This window comes from Natronorubrum marinum (assembly GCF_052040125.1).
In the GTDB taxonomy this organism is placed as follows: domain Archaea; phylum Halobacteriota; class Halobacteria; order Halobacteriales; family Natrialbaceae; genus Natronorubrum.
Genome location: NZ_JBPPFV010000003.1, coordinates 117835 through 137641 on the forward strand (window position 1 = coordinate 117835; position 19807 = coordinate 137641).

The window sequence follows — 19807 nt, forward strand, 5'->3', positions numbered from 1 at the left end:
CAGACCGCAACTTTATGACCGAAGCCGCACCAACGATACCTCCATGGCTGGGCCAGTACCCGAACTCGAGGATCGTGCGACTCGGTGTGCGACGCGGCTGTGCGACGCCGACCGCGTGCTGCTGGCCTCCCACATCGACGCCGACGGGCTGACCAGCGCCGCGATCGCCGCGAGCGCGCTCGAGCGGGCCGAGATCCCGTTCGAGACGGTCTTCGAGAAACAGCTCGACGAGACCGCTATCGCCGATATCGCGGCGACGGACTACGAGACCGTACTCTTTACCGACTTCGGGAGCGGCCAGCTCGATATTATCGGCGAATACGAAGACGCGGGCGACTTCACACCCGTTATCGCGGACCACCACCAGCCCGCCGACCGCGAGACGGAGTACCACCTCAATCCGCTCCTGTTCGGGATCAACGGCGCCTCGGAGCTCTCGGGTGCGGGCGCGAGCTACGTGCTCGCCCGTGCGCTTGCAGACGTTCAGAGCGGGAACGAGGAACTGCGTTCGACCGAAGAGACGTCGGCCGACAGTGAATGGACGGACCCACGCTCCGACGGCGGGATCGTCACTGCAAGCGGGACCAGCGACGCCCGCGCCGACAACCGCGATCTGGCCGCGCTGGCCGTCGTCGGCGCCGTCGGCGACATGCAGGCCTCGAGCGGCGAACTCCACGGCGCGAACGCGAAGATCGTCGAAGAGGGCGTCGAGGCTGGCGTCGTCGAAACCGGCACGGACCTCGCGCTCTACGGGAAGCAGACCCGCCCCCTCCCCAAGCTGTTCGAATACGCCACCGACGTCCACATCCCCGGCATCTCCAACAGCGAGGGCGGCTCGCTCCGATTTCTCGACGGGCTCGATCTCGAGTTAAAACGGGACGGCGAGTGGCGACGGTGGTCCGGCCTCTCGAACGACGAGAAACGGACCGTCGCCAGCGCGCTTGTCCAACGGGCCGTCTCGAAGGGCGTCCCCGCGTCGAAGATCGACCAACTCGTCAGCACCGCGTACGTACTGCCCGCAGAACCCGTCGGCACCGAACTCCGAGACGCCAGCGAGTTCTCGACGCTGCTCAACGCGACCGCCCGGTACGAACGCGCCGACGTCGGCCTCGGCGTCTGCCTCGGGGATCGAGGCGACGCACTCGAGCGCGCCCGAAAACTCCTCCGAGATCACCGGCGGAACCTCTCGAACGGGATCGACCTCGTCACGCGCGAAGGCGTCACGCACGAGGAGCACCTGCAGTGGTTCGACGCGGGCGACGAGATCCGTGAGACCATCGTCGGTATCGTCGCCGGAATGGCCATGGGGAACGAGGGGATCAGCCGATCGAAGCCGATCCTCGCGTTCGCGGCGAAAAACGAGGACGAGGTGAAGGTCTCCTCCCGCGGGACCCACAATCTGGTCCGTCAGGGGCTCGATCTCTCGATCGTCATGGGCGAGGCCTCTCGAGCCGTCGGCGGCGACGGGGGCGGTCACGACGTCGCCGCCGGTGCGACGGTCCCGAAAGGCGAAGAAGCGGCGTTTATCGAACGAGCCGACGAGATCGTCGGCGATCAGCTATCCTGAGTTGCGCGGCGATCAGTGCGATCGGTCCATCGACGCCGGCACCGTCGGCACGAGCGGCGCGCGTTTGGTCAGCAGATACGTCGACTTGCGAACCGCCCCCTTGGCGTACTGGACCGTGCTCTTGTGGATCGGCGTGCGCTTGCCGCGGATCTGCGTCCGGCCCTCGAGGATGGCGTCGACGAGTTCGTCGCCGTCGATGTCCGCCTTGGTCGGATTCCCGGAATCCGGTGTAACGAGGATTTCCGTGTACGCCTTGCCGACGTTGGGGAGGTAGTGGGCGTCGCTCGCGCCGATTTCCGGATAGTCCCGGCGACGCGCGAACGTCCGTGCGCGACGGTTACGGTAGCCCGTAAAGACCATCGAGTTGTAGGTCTCGATCGCGTCGGCATCCTCAATCCGCCGTTTCCGGACGCCGTGACGGCTGCGCTGGAAGGGGTGGGGGACGATCGCGATTCCGCCGAGTTCACGAACGGTTTGGACGGTCTCCATGAACGGTTGACCGGGGTCGGGACGTTCTTCGACACCGATCGCCAGCAGGTGGCCGTGACGAGTCGAGACTTCGACGCCGGGGATACCGATCAGGCCGTACTCCGGTGCGAGTCCCGCGGCCCGAATCGACTCGCTGATCTCGTCGTGATCGGTAATAACGATCCCGTCGAGACCGATGTCGGCCGCCTGCTCGAGGATGAGTTCGATCGGTTCGTGACCGTCGTACGAGTCGTCCGAGTGGACGTGGAAGTCGATAGCAAAGGGGATCTGAGATATCATAGGACCATCGGGTGGCTTCCGTGTCTATCCATTCGCAGACGAGAGTATAAGCGCTCCGCTGGATATCTTCTCGACGGACCGGAACGATTCAATATCGCACTATAGAATTTATAGAGCGATTACTCGGCAGTTCGGTCGACGGATGACGTGAAAGCGTTGCAGACGAATCGGGCCGTCGAACGCGTATACGCCGCCCGAGAGACCAAACTCGGATCGATCACCAAACACCGAACGCCGATTCGAGATGACCGACGTAGTTCGAGTCGTGAAGTTCGATCACAACGACCGCGGGTTCCCAGACCCTACTGTAACTCGACGTGACCGGCCGAGGCGTCTCGAGAGCGAGCACCAAACTGCACGACGAGAGCAATCGGTCGCCGAACGACAGTGGCCTCATTGTATCACCGTGTGCGCAAGGGCCGAAATCGGTGGGTTCCATCGTGGATTCGGTACGGGAGCATCGCAGAGACTGCTAGGCAATAATTACTCGAGCGACGCTATCCGCGTACTGGTGTTCGCAACTCCAGTAGTTCAGCGAACTCCGCTCTCGAGTCGGCAGTAGACGAACCAACCACGAGTCGAACGCTTCTGCGCCGAGATTCATCAGCCACGGTTCGTCGAGAAACGTCTCTGAGCGCGTTCTCTGCGTGATCTGAAACCGCCCGCATAGCGCGTTGAACCACCGTACGACCGACAGAAGCCACCCTACAGAGCCCTCAGATCACGAAAGGGCGTAATCGAGCGCGATTATATTGTATACTGCGATATCGAACCGGCTGTACACCCTATCGACAGGGATGGGACGCTCACTTCGTCGGCGACTGGCCGTCCGGAACGACGTCCGAGAACCGCACTCGGTCGAGGATATCCTGTACCTCGATTGGGCCGCCCAGTTCGTCGACGGATTCGTGGATGTGGTGCATACACTGCAGTACGCCCTCGACGGCCGCTCGGCGAGTCGAGACGCGGCCGATCGACTCGGCGATCGTCCGATCACCGAGCGAGTACTGGTATCGAAGTTCCCAGCATCGACTGAGTCCGAGTCCGGGATGAGACCGATTGGCCGCCGTTCGATCGGCGACGAGCTCGATCGGCGGCTGTCTGTGACGATACGCGAACTGGCCGTCGCAAAACATCACGGCTCCCCATCCCGGTGGCAGTTTTTCGCGTGGAATGGGGGGATTATCCGGGGACATGTGCCTCGTGAGGAGCGTCGCGGGAGTGTTGGTTCCGCTTGCGCACGCACCCTCCGTATGTAGGACACCCCTACAGAGTTAGCTGATTGCCACGTTCTGAAAACGAGTCTCGCGATATCGAAACCAACCACGTAGATCACGACGCGACTGCCGACCGACCGTCCGACTTTTGTCTCCGCTCGCCTTCGATCCGCGTATGGCCGACTTCGATCCCGAGAAGTTCGAGGACAAGTACGCGAACTACTTTCCCGAACTCCAGCAGGCGTACAAGAACGCGTTCAACCGAATGAACGACACGCACGATTCGGAGCTCGTGCACGCGATCGACCAGCAGGTGTTGAACGAGAGCGAACCGTTCTACGAAGGGGATGGAGAGTTCCGCGTCGAACTGCCGGACGATCCGTACGATCGACTGTCGGGTGTCCTCGTCGAAAAAGAGCGATTCGAGCAGGTCCTCGAGACACACGTCGAGGAGATCGAAACCGAACTCCAGCGTGTCTTCGGATTCGCCTGATCGGCCAGCCAGAACCGAGAACGTGTTCCCAGACGAACATAGATGACGGAAGGTTTAGGGGGTCTCGTACCCAAGCGAATCGTATGAGTACCGAGACCCAGAACGACGGGGACGACCTCGAGGACCGCGTCGCGAACTTCCTGCGTCGGAACTTCCCGCAGATTCAGATGCACGGCGGTAGCGCGGCAATCCAGGACCTCGACCGCGAGACCGGCGAGGTCACCATCGCGCTCGGTGGCGCCTGCAGTGGCTGTGGCATCTCGCCGATGACGATTCAAGCGATCAAGAGCCGAATGGTCAAGGAGATTCCCGAAATCGAGCAGGTCAACGCCCACACCGGCATGGAGGGCGAAGCCGACATGGGCGGCGGTGGCGGCATGAGTCCGTCGTTCCCCGGCGAAACCGTCGACGACGACGGCGAGACGGACGAAGGTCCCGAAGCCCCGTTCTAAGTTCTCGAGCAGTCGATCCGTTTGTTTTCGGCGAAATTACGTACGTAGCCGTTGGCACCGCCACAAACTGATGTCGAAACGGCGACGGGCATGACATCGTGGCTGAACAGCGCGACAGTCTGCCGTCTGTCGATCCCCACCGGTTTCGTATCGCCATATCTGGTGTATCAATAGCCGATCAGCGAACCGCTTGTCCTCGCTCCCACGTCCGAATCAGTGCCGTCAGTAGGCGGTTCGTGGGCGTCTCGAGTCCCAGTTCCTCACCTCGGTCGACGACGAAGCCGTTGATTGCCTCGATTTCGGTGCGTCGCTCGGCGAGGATATCCTGGTGCATCGAGGAGGTGTTAGCCGCCGTATCGGCGGCAACCGACTCCATCGCGTCGACGGCCGCGCAGTTCGACAGCTCCACGTCGTCGGCGCGGGCGACGCGAGCCGTCTCGCGAGCGGCCGCGCGCGAGAGGCCGTTCGTCTCGCTTTCGAGTACGGCTCCGTTCTCGGTTCTGGTCAGCGCCGTCACGGCGTTGATCCCGGCGTTGACGGCGAGTTTCTCCCACAGGCGACGGGGCATGTCGTCGGCGACGGTGGTCTCGAGACCCGCCGCCGAAAACAGATCGCCGATCTGGGTGGCTTGCTTCGATGAACCCCCGACTCGAGCACCGAGAACGATGTCGCCGATACCGGTACACTCGACCACGCCCGGTTCTCCCAGGAGCGCACCGTAGGAGATCGTTCCGGCGAGAACCGGTGACTCGAGGGCGGTGGCGAGCGTCTCCTCGTTCCCCATGCCGTTTTGCAGTGAGAGAACAGTGTCGTACGACCCCGTTGCGAGCGTCTCGGCGGCGGCCGCCGTGTCGAACGATTTGACCGTGACGATCGCGAGGTCGGCCGTGAGGTTGCGACCGTCGGTCGTCGCACGGGGGGTGGTCGTCGTCTCGAACTCGCCGACGAGCTCGAGACCCGTCTCGCGAACGGTGCGCACGTGGGGGTCGCGTCCGACGAGCGTGACGTCGTGTCGTGACTCGCGCGCGAGCACCCCACCGACGAGACTGCCGAGGCTACCGGCTCCGTAGACCACGATCTCCATGTCGGAGGCTGGGGCCACCGCGATAAAAACGGTTGCCGTCTTAGTCCTCGGTCCAGTAGTAGAGGTTCTCGCGTTCGGTTCCACAGGAGGGGCAGCTCTCCGGCAGGTCCTGATTGAGTTCGCCCATCTCGCCGCACTCGAGACAACGCCACATCAGGTGTGCTTCGCCGAACTCGTGGCCTGATCGAACGTGGTCTACGCTCAGTCCCTCGAAGCCGTCGCGGAGGGTGACGTAGAAGCCGTCCTCGTCGAAACCCCGAATGTGGCCGACCTGTTCGCCGTCCTCGGTGTAGAGTGCGGTCCCGAAGCCGAGTCGCGGGGGGTCTTGCTCTGTGGCCATGTCGATAGCTCACGCTTCGAAGCGGCATAAAGCCGTCACGGTGTTCAGATCGACTGACTAACGCGATTGTGGGAAGCTCTCCAAATCGAATACGAGTAGGTGATAAATGAATAGTCGCGATACCAAATGCGCAACGTCATCGAAAGCGGATCCGACTTCCGCCGAACCTATGTCAGAGTACCACACGGTAATAGAAAACAATATACAGCCCCCGTGCAGATACTCGGACCATGATAGATCGTCGCACCACTGGGGAACCCACCGGTGCGTTCCCAGTCGACCCACACCGTTTCGTACCGTCCGGGAACGAGCCACGATGGGGCACTGGTGAGAGAAAGACCGACAACGGGCGAGTCAAAGTGGCGACTATGTGCCCTCTACCGGCGCTTGCGGAGCGACGACGCCGTCACAGTTCGGTCGACGGTTCGACGGTCTCCCACCCCGTAGACGGCGTGATCCGATCATGACTGGCACCGGCGTTGCGACCATCGGCGACTGTCGGATCGCCTATCGGCGAGCCGGCACGAGCGGTCCGCCCGTCGTCCTCTGTCACGGAGCCGGCATCGACGATGCGACGGTCTCCTGGCGACACACCATCGACGCGTTGTCGGACGACTACCGCGTTTACGGCCTCGATTGGCCGGAGTACGGGCGAAGTACGGGCAACGTAACGCACACTATCGAGACGTACGTCGACGTCCTCGAGGGATTCATCGAGACGATTCCCGACGACCGAGTCTCGCTCGCCGGCATCTCGATGGGCGGCGGGGTCGCACTCGGCTACGCGCTCGAGCACCCCGAACGCGTCGAGCAACTGGCGCTCGTCGACAGCTACGGGCTCGGCGGCCGACTCCCCAACGCCCTCCCATGGAAGCTCCTCTCGCAGGTTCCGGGGATGACCGAATTCGGCAAGATCGCTGCCGGCGCGACGACCGACAGCGTCCGCATGGTGCTCGACAGTCTCGTCGCCGACTCGAGCGCGCTCCCCGACCCGTTCGTCGAAGACGTCAGGCAGAAACTGATGGAGCCGGGCTCGATTCAGGCGTTCAAGGCGTTCCAGAACAACGAACTCTCGTTCAACGGCCGCGTCGCGACGAACTTCGTCGACGAACTCGGTTCACTGTCCGTGCCGACGCTACTCGTCCACGGGAAAGAGGACCCACTGGTCCCCGTCGAGTGGTCGGCCCGCGCGGCGCGTCGGATTCCGGACGCGAAGCTGGATCTGGTCAGAAACTGCGGTCACTGGACACCTCGAGAGCGACCCGAGCGGTTCAACGAGAGTCTCTTGGAGTGGCTACCGGACTCCCGACGGGTGCCGAAACTGCGGTATCCGAAGGCGCAGATGCCCGGGATTACTCGAGCGAGTTACTGATCGCGTTCGTTTACTCTCCGCGATCTGGCCGAGCGCATGACTCGAGCAACGCGAGAGTCATGTAATCCGCTGTCGGAGCAAGCTCCGACAAGCATCGCGGACGCGATGCGTCCGCTCAACGGGGAAAGGCAGGCCGTCCACGACACCGACCGCGAGAGAGCGCCGAAGGCGCTCTCGAGCGGGCCGGCGACTGATGTGGAGGCCGCCGAGCGGCCGGAACGGAAGGAGGAGTGCTTTTCATCAAAGTTTTGCCGAATGCGGTCGCGAAGCGACCGCATGCAGAGCAAAAGTTTGTTTTACATGAAATCCTCGATCCCACTTTGCTTGTTCTTATCGTTCTCGAAAATGCTCTCGAGGGCCTTCTCGAGCACCTCCAAGCGCTGTTTCGTGTAGTCCCGACAGTCGTACTCGTCGGCGACTTGAATCGCGGTCTGCATGTACTTGTTCACGGAGCCCTTGTGGACCGTGAGGTTGACGCGGCCGCCACACTCCCGACAGTCCCCGGTCAGGGGCATCCGGCGGAACTTCTCGCCGCAGTCGAGACAGCGGGTCTCTTGCCGGGAGAACGCGCGGAGATTCCCGATGAGGTCCGGCAGAAAGTGATACTCGATGACTCGCTCGGCGACGTCGGTCTCGTCGACGGCCTCGAGTTTGCGCGAGAGCTCGAGTTGGGCGTCCATCTTGTCCATCATCGACCCCAGCGTCTTGTACGCCGAGAGGTCGGGGCCCATCGCGATGTCGGTGGTGTCGTGGGTGTGCTCGAAGCCGGTGTACTCGCCGTCCGTTCCGAGGGTGTCCTCGCCCATCTGGATCTCAACGGATTCGGGGTCGGCCTGCTCGAGAGTCGCGAGGTAGAACTCGCGGGGGTACTGCGAGACAATGTCCATGTTGTGGGCCTCGTCGTCGATCTCGGAGGGGTCGATGCGGGAGGACATGACGAGGGGTGCGTCCATCTTACCGCCACGTTGATCTGGCAAAAAGCTTTGACTAAAGTTCAACAGGCCGTCCATGAGGAGCATAACGCAATCTTCATCGCCGTCACACTGGCCGACAAATACATCATTTGCAACTAGTGTGTTCGTTTCCTGGACAGTAAGACAGTACGTATGTTCGATATCACTCTCAATGATTTCAACTGAGGTGACTTCGTCGAACCAGATTTCACCGCCGTCAGCGAGCAGACGCTGCGTGCGTAGCTCTGTCGTCTCGAGAACGGATTCGATCGTTTCCTGCTTCCGGTCGAGATGGAATCCAATACGGTCGGCGAACCGGGCCGCGTTTTCAGACGTGATTTTGAGAACCTGCGACTCGAATTCAGGAGTCTCTTCCTCGTCACTGTAGAATTCAGCAACTACACCAGTAGTCGGACGGCGTGTTTCGCGATAGGTTTTCGTTGCAATCCCGAAGCGTTTCAATGCTGCAACGAGGTCAGTTGCGAGATCGTCGCTTACCGTCGTTGCGCGGATCTCGATTCGCTCGCTGGATGTACTTCCGTCACCGCTGAAATAAGCCGCCAGGAACGCTCGCAGGTGAGGACGTGGGCTATCGAGGACGAAATCGGGAATCTGTTTGTCCTCCGCGCCCGACCCGAGCTCGAGTACATCTGCGAATAGCGTCGAAACGAGACGACTCGAAACCGTCACTTTCCACTCGTTCTCTTCGAAGGCGTCGATCGACAGGCTGTCTCTGAATGCGCGAACAATCTCATCCCGAGGCACCTCATCAGGTGTGCAGATCGTGGTTTGATAGAACGAGCCGTTTTCACGACGGGTGAACCCCTCAGCAGCGTAGTAGCCGAGCACTGTTGCGACAGTTTCGTCGATCTCGAAGTGGCGACGAATAGTCGCCGTATCTCGTTTCATACCGAGTGCAACGTCCTCCGGAATTCGCTCGATAAGATCCGCCTTGCCGAATATCGAAAGGAGTGGGGCAACCGGAATGCTATCTCGATTCACCCAGTTGTACACCGTCGATTGAGAGAGTTTCAGTCGTTCTGCGACCGGCTTAAGATACGCCTGTTCCGGAGTTGCGTCGTTGAGTAGTGTTTTGATCCGGTCGGAGCCGAGGCCACGAATGGTGAGCGATTCGTTCGGGACTGCATCTGCGTCGATAAACGCTTCCAGCAAATCGAACGATTTCGCTGTCCCTTCGAATTCGATCGATTTTGGTGTCGGAAGTTCGTCACCGGCCGAGAGTTCTCGAGCGTCTACAGACGCTAATCCGGAAGGAGACCACCGTCTGAACGTGTGATCTGGAGTTACGTTCAGTGTTCGGCCGCTCCGCGTTTCTATCCGGATGAGATGGTCGGGGGCTGGATGTTTCGAAACTGCTTCGAGGGGTTGTTCGACGGGTGTTCCATCAGCGGTGACTGACGGAACGCTGAGACCCTCGACATCCTGCACGAGCGTTCCGAAGTCGTCTTCCTCGGGATCCGTTAATCGTTGTTCGACGAGTGTTTCAATCGGTTCGTGGTGCCATGCGTCTGATTCGTCCTGATACCAGAGTTTCGTCTTCGGGTGGAAACAGTTCCGGCGTTTCGCGGCGTGAAAGTACGGATGCGCATATCCGACCGCCGCGCTCGTGAAACCAATCACTCTTCCGACGGTTGCCGCGCTCGTGTGCGGCGCCATTCCGAACACCAGTTCGCCGACGAGTTCCTGTCGGTCGTCGATCTCGTAGAACCGCTCGAGGCCGTAGTACTGCTCGAGTAAGTCGTCGATGAAGTCCGCGGTCTGCATCATGTGCTCGGCCGCGCCGTCCGAGAGGACGATGTCTTGGACTTTGAGTTCGACCAGCTGGTCCTCGTGGGTCAGGGGGTCGCCGCGCATGTCCTCCTCGTAGCCCAGCGCCTGCAGCTGGCCGACGTCGATGTCGAGTTCGGTGGCCCGGACCGCCGTGACGGGCAGGTCGGTCATGTCGTAGCGGACGGTGCCGTCCTTAAACGTCGAAACGTCGTGTTTGGCCCGCAGGATCCCTTTCTCGATCGGTTCGGGAACCTTCGTGTTCGAGGAGAGCCCCTTGACGCCTTTCAGGATCTCGAAGGCGTTCTCCCGTTCGCCGACCGACTCGAGGGCGTCGCGGTACTCCTCATGGATGTCGACCTCGATGTTCTCGACGCAGGTGGCCTCGCGCTCGCAGTGACCGCACTCGACGCGGCCGGCCTCGTCCGGTTCGATCCGGGTATCACAGTCGGGACAGCGGTAGTCGGGGGTTGTCCGGGCCTCGCAGTCGGGACAGCGGTTCTTGAACGTCTCCGTCTCGCAGTCCGGACAGCGATTGCGGCCGATCTGGACCTCGACGACGCCGGGCGTGTCGGACATCGTCTCGGCGTGTTTGGCCGCGTTGGCGACGTTGCGCTGTGCGCCGCCGGCCTCGCCGATGGGGAACAGCGTGTGGACGGGCGGACTCAGGTCCCGGCGCTCGGACTTTTCGGGCCGGCCCATTCGGTTGCCGATTCGGGTCGGAGAACGTTCGCGAACCGCGAAGGGGGCGACCTCGTTGACCGCCTCGATGGCGTTGTCGCCCTCGGTCTCGTGGCCCCACGTTCGGGCGCGCTCGGAGAGATCGTCGTCGCTCCAGGTGCGCTCGAGTTCGACGCTGGGCGTCCCATCCCGCCCGTCGGCATCGAGTGCAGCCCCGTCGGTGACGGCCCGTCTGGGTTCACACCCCAGCGTGCGGGCGAACGGCCGCCAGTCGTCGATCTCGATCCGGCCCTCGTCCGACCGCTGGCGGTGTTCGATGATGATCGTCTCGAGCGCGACGGCGGTCGACTCGCCGTACTCGATCACGAGCGTCCCGTCGCCGTCGGCGTCGTTCTCGACGCGGCCGTCGGCGACGGTCGCCGCGAGATCGCAGAACGTCTTGACCGAGATGTCGTGCCAGAGGTAGGTGTACTGCGGATGCAGCGGCGCGTCGTACTCCGTGGCCCATTCGAGGGCCTCGTCGGCGTCGGGGAATTCGAGATCGATTCGGGGGTCGTCCTCGAGGGCTTGCGTGTCTGCACCGGCGTCCGCCATGTCTTGGATCCACCACTCGTAGACGTAGGAGGCCGGGGCGAGCGGGTGGTTGTTCTCGACGAACTCGCCGTAGTTGACCAGGTACTCGCCGGTATCGAGGATCTTCTCGACGCCGTTTCTGATCTCGAGGGCCTCCTCGGGGTCGTCGATCCGGCGGACGTCGCCGTTCGCCAGTTTGACCGTCGGGCCGTCGATGCTATCGACGGGGATGACGCCGTGGGCCTTCCCGGGCCGTTCGGTCTTGATCTGGGTCCCGGTCGCCAGAAAGTCGTCGACCAGATGCATCGTCGCGGGGTGGACGCCACCGGTCGCGAAGCCGTGGTTGCGTGCGCGACCGTACCGAAGCCGAAAGCCCCCCTCCGCGCTGGGGTGGGAGAAGACTGGCCGGCCGGCGATCAGATCCCGGAGGAACTTCCCCGATGGCTCAGCTCGCGGCGGGCCGTCCGTTTCGTCGTCGCCGTCCTCGCTGTCGTCTGCCGCATCGCCGCTCTCGTCCGCGTCCGCACCGTCCTCTCCGTCCTCGCCTTCCTCGTCGGCCGTATCCCCTTCGTCGTCGGCGTAGTTGCCGTCGATCAGGTCCTGCAGCCACGGCCAGTCGACCTCGTCGAGATTCCGGGTGTAGCGCTGGATCTTCGGGGCCTTGAGTGCGATCCCCTCGGCCATGACGAGACACATCCCGCCGCGGGCGCTGTTGGTGTCGACGCGCTCGAGATCGCGAAAGCCCGAGACCTCCTCGTCGCCCGTCGCCTCCCCGTCTAACATGATCGGGAGGTTCTTGGCGATGAACTTGGCCTCCTTCGACTTCGGCGTGTACTGGAGGCCGGTCTCCTTGTCGTAGAGGGCGAGTTCCTCGGCGTAGCGTTCGATCTCGTCCTGGCGCGCGTTGTACTGTTCGATGCCCACGAGCGCTCGCGTGTAATCCGCCACGAGGACGGAGAGGGCCTGTGCTGTCCCACCCGCAGAACGGATCGGGCCGGCGTAGTAGACGTTGACGAACTCGGTGCCGTCGTCGTTTGTGAGAATTTCGACCCTGTCGATTCCCTCGATGGGGGCGGCGACGACACCCTCGGTCAGCAGGGCGACCGCGGTCCGAACCGCCCCTTCAATCTTCCCCGCTTTCGTCTCGTAATCGCCGACGCGACCCTCCGCGAAATCCTTCGCAAGTTCGAGGGCGGCTTCCTCACGGGACATTTCGCCCTCGAGTTCGCGGACGCGTTCGGCGACGCCGTCGATCCCGAGGATGTTCTCGACGCGGTCGGCCATGTCCTTGGCGACCGGAATCTCGACCTCCGGTTCGGGATCCGCGCCGCGTTCTTTGGCGCGCTCGGCGACGTCGAACGCCTCGTCTAACTGGGACTCGAGTCGCTGGAAGTACCGGGTGTCCTCCTCGCGCATGTCAGAGCCAAAGGTCGAGTTCGGTGGTCTCGTCGTACTCGCGCACCAGTTCGTCGGCGAAGACGCGCATGTAGAGTTCGCCCGCCCAGACCGTCGCCTCGTTCAGGTGACCCGCGAGGGCGTCGCCGTCGGGATCCGAGAGGACCGCGTGGGTGTGCGCGAACCGTTCGCCATCCAGCCAAGAGACGTTACCGACGCAGCTGGCGACCTCGAGCGGCTCGTCGAATTCGACGGCCTCGTAGGCGCAGTCGTCCTGGTCGTAAAACCAGATTTCGGCGTCCTGGACCGCTCCGAGGGCCTGAAACCAGGCCGCGTCGGCCTCGACTTCGTTCGCGAGCGACTCGATTTCGGCCCGCCAGTCGGCGCCGGTCTCGAGGCGGGCGACATACTCCGATTCCGTCTCGACCGCCCTGTAGTTCATACCAGCTATCAACGTCGCCACCACAAAAATGGCTCCGGTCTGGCATGGACTGTCCCCCGATGTGAACAGTTGTGTCGGATCCGCAGAAGATGATCAACGCGGGCGGACGCTGTACACCTGCTTGCAGTATTGTCCATCGAATCTAGTTGAGTTTTCCCAGCAGTCATCTTGATTATATTACTGTGTCGCTATTTGTTAGATTATGGATGCGGTAAAATTCGCTTGGGGAAGTTCTAGCTCCCTGCTACCAATATACATGAGTGGTGTTTGTTCGCGGGATGGTACACGATCAGTTCACCGCCACACGACGGCGGTTGCTTGCATCAGGTGCAGCGGTCAGTGCAGCCGTGGTTGCCGGCTGTATCGGTGGGGATGAAGGGCCCGGGGACGACGGTCTCCTTTATACCCAGGAAGTAAGTCCGGACGGCGAGTTCGATCCGGTCATCACGTTCGACGCCTACAGCGCCCAGATCAACAACCTCGTCTACGACGGGTTGTACGAGTACGATTTCAATCTGGATCCCCAACCGAAACTCGCAGCGGGCGAGCCGGAAGAGGAACGCGACGGGGAACGCTACATCGTCGAACTCGTCGACGGTGCGGAGTTCCACAACGGCGATCCCGTCACCGCCGAGGACGTCGTCCACACCCTGACGGCACCGGTTGAGGAAGAGACCCAGAACATGCCGACCTTTCAGATGGTCGACGTCGACAACACCGAAGCCGTCGACGAACAGACCGTCCAGATCGACCTCGAGTTCCCGTACGGGGCGTTTACCGAACTGCAACTGGTTGCCAACATCGTCAACGCGGAGGTTCGGGAGGACGACCGCGACACGTACATTACGGACCCCGTGGGGTCGGGTCCGTTCACGTTCGAGGATTGGACCTCCGACGAGTACGTCGAACTCGAGGCCTGGGACGACTACTGGGACGACCCCGCGCCGGAACTCGAGTCCGTCCGGTTCGAAGCGGCTGAGGACGACGCCGGCCGCGTCTCACAGATTCTCGCGGGCGACACGGACGCCATCGCGACCGTGCCGCCCGAGGACTGGGACCAGATCGAGGGTGAGGAGGGTATCGAGGTCCACCGGACCGAAAGCCCGTCCTACATGTACGTCGCGTTCAACTGCAACGACGGCGGCACGACCGATCCGGACGTTCGACGGGGCGTCGCCCACGCGTTCTCGATCGACGAGTTCGTCAACCAGAATCTGGGCGATAGTGCCGTCCCGCTGGAGTCACCGATTCCGCCGCTCGTCGACGAACTCGGCTGGGACTTCCCGACGGACGACTGGGCGGACATGTCGCCGGGATACGATCCGGACGAAGCACAGGAATTACTCGACGGAGCCGCGCCAGACGATTGGAATCCGACGATCATCGTTCCGCCGGACGACGTCCGTATCGCACTCGGCGAACTGATCGCCTCCCGACTGGACGAACTCGGCTACGACGCCGAAGTCCAGAGTCTTGACTTCGCGACGCTCGGCGAGACCTACGTTACCGGAGATGCGGACGATTACGAGATGTACATTCTCGGCTGGACCGGCGGCCCCGACCCGGACGTCTACCTCTACAACCTGTTCCACGAGGACAACGAGGGGATCTCGCAGGGTCACTTCTACGAGGGGAGCGACGACTTCCACGACAACATCATGGAAGCCCGCGAGACCGTCGATCAAGATGACCGTCGCGAACTCTACATCGACGTAGTCGACGAGATCGTCGAAGAGGTCCCGGTGATGGCCGCCTATTCGCCGCACAACACGATCGCGACCCAGGACTACGTACGGGATCTGCAACCGCATCCGGCCGTCGCGTCCAATCCGCAACTCGTCTCCGACGAGAACAACGTCTCCATCGATGACGGATAGGACCACCTCGGGGAGATAAACCCTGCTCGCGATCGGTTTCAGGGACGGGCGATAACCAAACGAATCTCAGACGCAGGATACACGCATGGGACTGCTCCGATACACGATCTACCGACTGCTACAGGCGATCCCCGTCCTGATCGGGATCTCCGTGATTACGTTCGTTCTGGCGAATCTGGCACCGGGCGATCCGGTCCGGCTCATGCTCCAGGGCCAGGAGGTCAACGAGGAGCTCATCAGGACGATCGAAGAGCGCTACGGACTCGATCAGCCGCTGCACGTCCGGTACTGGAACTACATGACCGGACTCGTCCAGGGTGACCTCGGCTACAGCATCCACCGTCGACGACCGGTCTCTGAGCTCATACTCGAGCGGACCGGACCGACGCTCCTGCTGGTGCTGTCGGCGTACCTGTTCGCGCTCGTCACGGCGATTCCGCTCGGCGTCATCGCGGCCAAGCGCCGAAACGAGCCGACCGACCACATCTCGCGGATCGTCGCGCTGATCGGCGTCAGCACGCCCTCGTTCTGGATCGGCATCATGCTGATCATCGTCTTCGCGGTCAAACTCGGCGTCCTGCCGTCGGCGGGGCTGGTCTACCCGTGGCAACCGCCGGAAGCGGCCGGCCACGGCAGCTATCTCGAGCACTGGACCGAGACGATCAGACACCTGATACTGCCGATGATCGCGCTGGGAACGTTGCAGATGGCGACGCTGATGAGAGTCGAGCGAACCCAGATGATCGAGTCGCTACAGGAAGAGTACGTCAAGTTAGCTCGCGCGTACGGCGTCCCCGAGCGGACGATCCTCCGAAAACACGCCTTCCGGTCGGCCCAGTTGCCGATCATCACGATCGTCGGGCTCAACCTGTCGACGGCACTCGGCGGCGCCGTCCTGGTCGAGACCGTCTTCGCGATCAACGGGATCGGACGGCTGTTCGTCGAGGCGATACAGCAACTCGATTACCAGCTGGTGATGGGGATCACGATGGTGCTCGGCTTCCTGTTCGTCATCGGCGTCGTCATCACGGACATCTCATACGCGTACATCGATCCGCGCGTGACCTACGGGGAGCATGACTGATGATGGGAGGGATATAACACATGGCAACGACCGAATCACAACTCGAGGACCAGGAACCGGGCGCCGCCGAAGGCGGATCGGCCGACGAGGAGGTCGAGGCGCGCGTCGGCTGGCGCTACACGCTGAAGAAAGTCAAGCGGGACGCGACCGCCCGAATCGGGCTGTACATCGTCGCGTTCGTCATCTTCGTCGCGGCGTTCGCGGCGATCGATAGCAATCTCTCGCGGCTGACGTTTGGTGCGCTATCGGACTACACCGCCGCGCAGGCGCTCCCGTTTTTCGACCATCCGACGCGGATCCCGCCGCCGGGCGAAGGGAACCCGAATCAACCGCCGATGTTCCTCGACGGTGGGACGCTCTCCCAGCCGCTCGGGACCGATCCGCAGGGCCGCGACTACTTTACCCGCATCGTCTACGGCTCGCAAGTGTCGGTCAGCGTCGGGCTCGCGGCGACGGCGATCGGACTGATCGGCGGGACGATCATCGGCTCGATCGCGGGCTACTACGGCGGCTGGGTGGACGACGTGCTGATGCGATCGATCGAGACGGTGTACGCGATTCCGCCGCTCGTGCTGATCATCGTCTTCACCGTCTTCGTCAGCGGCGGGAGCCCGGACATCCAGTACGCGGTGATCGGCGTCGGCATCGCCTTCATTCCGGTGTTCGCTCGGATCATCCGCAGTCGGGTGCTGTCCGTCCGGGAGATGGACTACATCGAGGCCGCCCGCGCTGCAGGGGTAAAGGACCGCAACATCATCCGCAGACACGTCATCCCGAACAGCTTCGCACCCGTGATGGTGTACGCAACGCTGCAGATCGGCGTCACGATCCTGATCGTCGCCGGCCTCTCCTTTCTCGGCTACGGCGCCCAGCCGCCGACGCCCGACTGGGGAGAGATGCTCCGGATCGCTCACGGGCGGTACATGCACTCGAACATCTGGCTGTCGATCTGGCCCGGCCTGGCGATCCTCGTGACCATTATGGGATTCAACCTGTTCGGCGACGGGCTGCAGGACGCGCTCGATCCGCGGATCAAGAACTAACTATGAGCTCCGAACCACTCCTTCGCGTCGAGAACCTGAAGACACAGTTTTTCACCGAAACCGGGACCGTCCGGGCCGTCGACGGCATCTCCTTCGAGGTCAACGAGGGCGAAATCGTCGGACTCGTCGGCGAGTCGGGCGCTGGTAAATCGGTCGCCTCGATGAGCCTGCTGCGGCTGATCGAAGAGCCAGGCGAGATCGTCGGCGGCGAGATCACTTACAAAGGCGAGACCATCTTCGGCCTCGAGGAAGGTCCCGACGGCGAACTTCGGGAGCGAGACGACATGCTCTCGAAATCCGAGATGCGCGAGCGGATTCGCGGTCGAGAGATCGCGGTGATCTTCCAGGACCCGATGGAGTCGCTCAACCCCGTCTTTACCGTCGGGGGCCAGCTCCGGGAGTTCATCGAGATCAATCGCGACCTCTCGAAAGACGAGGCGAAGGTCGAAGCGATTCGGATGCTCCGCGAGGTCGGGATTCCGGATCCCGAGGACCGGTACGAGGAGTATCCCCACCAGTTCTCGGGCGGGATGCGCCAGCGCGTGCTGATCGCGATGGCGCTGGCCTGCGAGCCGAACCTCATCATCGCCGACGAGCCGACGACCGCCCTGGACGTCACCGTCGAGGGCCAGATCCTCGATCTCGTCGACGACCTCCAGGATCGCTACGACACGAGCTTCATCTGGGTCACCCACGACATGGGCGTCGTCGCCGAGATCTGCGACCGGGTGAACGTGATGTACCTCGGCGAGATCATCGAACAGGCGCCGGTGGACGAACTGTTCTACGACACCAAACACCCCTACACTGACGCCCTGCTCGACTCGATGCCCCGGCCCGACCGGACCGTCGACGAACTCGACCCCATCGAGGGCGTGATGCCTGAGGCGATCAACCCGCCCTCGGGGTGTCGGTTCCACCCCCGCTGTCCCGACGCGCGCGAGGTCTGTACCCGCGTCCATCCGGAGACGCTCGAAATCGACCGCGCCGACGGTCATCCCCATCGCGCGGCCTGCGTGAAACACGACGTCTTCGACGTGGGCTACGAGGAGAGCGCGCCGCTCGAGGCGGGCGACGAGGCCGAGACTCGAATCGGCGAGACGGGGACGGAGGAGAACGCGAGCGCGGAGTCGGCCGTCGAGGAAGAACAAGCCTCGACGGACGGTGGGCGTACCCAGGGTCGAGACTCGAGTGGCGGAGGTGACTCGCAACGATGAGCACGCCCGACGACCCCATCGGCTTCGGCGAGAGCGATATCGCTCACGGCGAGACGCTCCTCGAGGTCGACGGCCTGACGAAGCACTTCGCGGCCGACTCGGGACTGCTCGCGGGCGTCAACCTCGAGACCGATCAGTTCCCGCCGGTGAGCGTCGGCGTGGATCGGGTCGAGGCCGTCGACGACGTCACCTTCGAGATCAAGAAGGGGGAGACGCTCGGGCTGGTCGGCGAATCAGGCTGCGGGAAGAGCACGCTCGGACGGACGATCCTGCGGCTGCTCGATCCGACCGACGGGACGATCAGCTTCAAGGGCGACGATCTGGCCGACTTGAGCGGCGAGGAACTACGCCAGAAGCGCTCGGAGATTCAGATGATCTTCCAGGACCCACAGTCCTCGCTGGATCCGCGGATGAAGGTCGGCCAGATCATCGAGGAGCCAATGGGTGCCCACGACATGTTCGACGACGAGGGACGCGAGGCGCGCGCGAAGGAGTTGCTCGAGAAGGTCGGGCTCGATCCGCGCCACTACAACCGTTACCCCCACGCCTTCTCGGGCGGCCAGCGCCAGCGGATCAACCTCGCGCGTGCGCTGTCGGTCGATCCGGACTTCGTCGTCTGTGACGAACCCGTCTCCGCGCTCGACGTCTCCATCCAAGCGCAGGTGATGAACACGATGGAGGAACTCCAGGAGGAGTTCGGCCTGACCTACCTCTTCATCGCCCACGACCTCTCCGTGATTCGCCACATTTCGGATCGCGTCGCGGTGATGTATCTCGGTCACATCGTCGAACTCGCGGAGAAGGAAGAGCTGTTCGAGAACCCCCAACATCCCTACACGAACGCGTTGCTCGAGTCGATACCCGTCCCCGATCCGAGACAGTCGGGGGTTCGAGGCGTCCTCGAGGGCGAAGTGCCGAGCCCGCAGGATCCGCCCTCGGGCTGTCGGTTCCGGACGCGCTGTCCGCGGCTGATCGCCCCAGCGGAGTACGAGATCGGCGAGGAGGAGTGGGCGCACACGCGGGCGTTCATGCGCGCGGTCAAGCGACGGACGTTCGAACCGATGCCTGCCGCCGAGATTCGCCGAGAGTTCTTCGACGGCGAGTTGCCACGCGGTGGGGCCGGCGAAATCATCGGGGAGGCAATCGAACTGATCGCGACCGATCGAAAGGGCGGGGCCCGCGACCCTGACAGCGACGACGACGAGGTCGAGGAAAACTGGGAGGAGGCCACCGACCTCCTGCTCGAGCGCTTCGCCGAACGGAGCATCTGTGCGCGCGAACGACCAGCCTACGACCTCGAGTCCGAACACGGGTCGGGAACGCACTTCGCGGCGTGTCACCTGCACCGGTAATCGGGCCAGTTTCGAACGGCGCATTACCCGTTTTGTCTATTTTTGTATGTTTGTGGAATGACCTCGTGACTCGAACGTCTGTCTGGAATATTCGGCACTTATTCGCATC

15 protein-coding genes are annotated in these 19807 nt (G+C 62.7%); 9 read left to right on the forward strand and 6 right to left on the reverse strand.

Going from position 1 to position 19807, the window contains the following annotated elements:
* Positions 1-43: 43 nt before the first annotated feature.
* Positions 44-1567, forward strand: a complete 1524-nt coding sequence (gene recJ, locus ACSFC5_RS16855) for a RecJ family nuclease (protein ID WP_440766407.1) — start codon at positions 44-46, stop codon at positions 1565-1567.
* A gap of 12 nt (positions 1568-1579) precedes the next feature.
* Here recJ and ACSFC5_RS16860 read toward each other — a convergent pair whose 3' ends face one another.
* A complete protein-coding gene (locus tag ACSFC5_RS16860) occupies positions 1580-2335 on the reverse strand; it encodes a PHP-associated domain-containing protein (protein WP_440766408.1) in 756 nt (251 codons plus the stop codon).
* 806 nt (positions 2336-3141) lie between these two features.
* Positions 3142-3531: a hypothetical protein gene (locus ACSFC5_RS16865; RefSeq protein WP_440766409.1), complete on the reverse strand. Its 390-nt coding sequence runs from the start codon at positions 3529-3531 to the stop codon at positions 3142-3144.
* Between the two features lie 196 nt (positions 3532-3727).
* Between ACSFC5_RS16865 and ACSFC5_RS16870 the strand changes: the two genes are divergently transcribed.
* Positions 3728-4045 (forward strand): DUF5783 family protein, encoded by a 318-nt coding sequence (locus tag ACSFC5_RS16870; protein WP_440766410.1) that lies wholly within the window; start codon positions 3728-3730, stop codon positions 4043-4045.
* A gap of 83 nt (positions 4046-4128) precedes the next feature.
* Positions 4129-4497 (forward strand): NifU family protein, encoded by a 369-nt coding sequence (locus tag ACSFC5_RS16875; RefSeq protein WP_440766411.1) that lies wholly within the window; start codon positions 4129-4131, stop codon positions 4495-4497.
* 178 nt (positions 4498-4675) lie between these two features.
* Here the strand turns inward: ACSFC5_RS16875 and ACSFC5_RS16880 are convergent, their stop codons facing one another.
* Together ACSFC5_RS16880 and ACSFC5_RS16885 are read right to left on the reverse strand one after the other, a co-directional pair.
* The gene (locus tag ACSFC5_RS16880) at positions 4676-5581 is read right to left on the reverse strand and encodes a ketopantoate reductase family protein (RefSeq protein ID WP_440766412.1); all 906 of its coding nucleotides are present in this window, start codon (positions 5579-5581) and stop codon (positions 4676-4678) included.
* A 40-nt stretch (positions 5582-5621) separates the two neighbouring features.
* Positions 5622-5921 (reverse strand): TFIIB-type zinc ribbon-containing protein, encoded by a 300-nt coding sequence (locus ACSFC5_RS16885; RefSeq protein WP_440766413.1) that lies wholly within the window; start codon positions 5919-5921, stop codon positions 5622-5624.
* 463 nt (positions 5922-6384) lie between these two features.
* Between ACSFC5_RS16885 and ACSFC5_RS16890 the strand changes: the two genes are divergently transcribed.
* On the forward strand, positions 6385-7293 hold the full coding sequence (locus tag ACSFC5_RS16890) for an alpha/beta fold hydrolase (RefSeq protein WP_440766414.1): 909 nt from the start codon (positions 6385-6387) through the stop codon (positions 7291-7293).
* Positions 7294-7589: 296 nt separating this feature from the next.
* On the opposite strand, the gene ACSFC5_RS16895 is transcribed toward ACSFC5_RS16890, so the two are convergent.
* Together ACSFC5_RS16895 and ACSFC5_RS16900 are read right to left on the reverse strand one after the other, a co-directional pair.
* Positions 7590-12704, reverse strand: coding sequence for a DNA polymerase II large subunit (locus ACSFC5_RS16895; RefSeq protein WP_440766415.1), 5115 nt, complete (start codon positions 12702-12704; stop codon positions 7590-7592).
* A gap of 1 nt (position 12705) precedes the next feature.
* Positions 12706-13125 carry a PPC domain-containing DNA-binding protein gene (locus tag ACSFC5_RS16900; RefSeq protein ID WP_440766416.1) on the reverse strand — a complete coding sequence of 140 codons (420 nt, stop codon included), beginning with the start codon at positions 13123-13125 and terminating at the stop codon, positions 12706-12708.
* 278 nt (positions 13126-13403) lie between these two features.
* Between ACSFC5_RS16900 and ACSFC5_RS16905 the strand changes: the two genes are divergently transcribed.
* The 5 genes from ACSFC5_RS16905 to ACSFC5_RS16925 all read left to right on the forward strand — a co-directional run bounded on the left by ACSFC5_RS16905 (position 13404) and on the right by ACSFC5_RS16925 (position 19698).
* A complete protein-coding gene (locus ACSFC5_RS16905) occupies positions 13404-15002 on the forward strand; it encodes an ABC transporter substrate-binding protein (RefSeq protein ID WP_440766417.1) in 1599 nt (532 codons plus the stop codon).
* 85 nt (positions 15003-15087) lie between these two features.
* Positions 15088-16086, forward strand: coding sequence for an ABC transporter permease (locus ACSFC5_RS16910; protein ID WP_440766418.1), 999 nt, complete (start codon positions 15088-15090; stop codon positions 16084-16086).
* A 20-nt stretch (positions 16087-16106) separates the two neighbouring features.
* A complete protein-coding gene (locus tag ACSFC5_RS16915; RefSeq protein ID WP_440766419.1) occupies positions 16107-17129 on the forward strand; it encodes an ABC transporter permease in 1023 nt (340 codons plus the stop codon).
* 2 nt (positions 17130-17131) lie between these two features.
* A complete protein-coding gene (locus ACSFC5_RS16920; RefSeq protein ID WP_440766420.1) occupies positions 17132-18346 on the forward strand; it encodes an ABC transporter ATP-binding protein in 1215 nt (404 codons plus the stop codon).
* Complete coding sequence (locus tag ACSFC5_RS16925; protein WP_440766421.1) at positions 18343-19698, forward strand: ABC transporter ATP-binding protein; 1356 nt, start codon at positions 18343-18345, stop codon at positions 19696-19698. The genes ACSFC5_RS16920 and ACSFC5_RS16925 overlap by 4 nt, the downstream gene beginning before the upstream one ends.
* Positions 19699-19807: the final 109 nt, after the last annotated feature.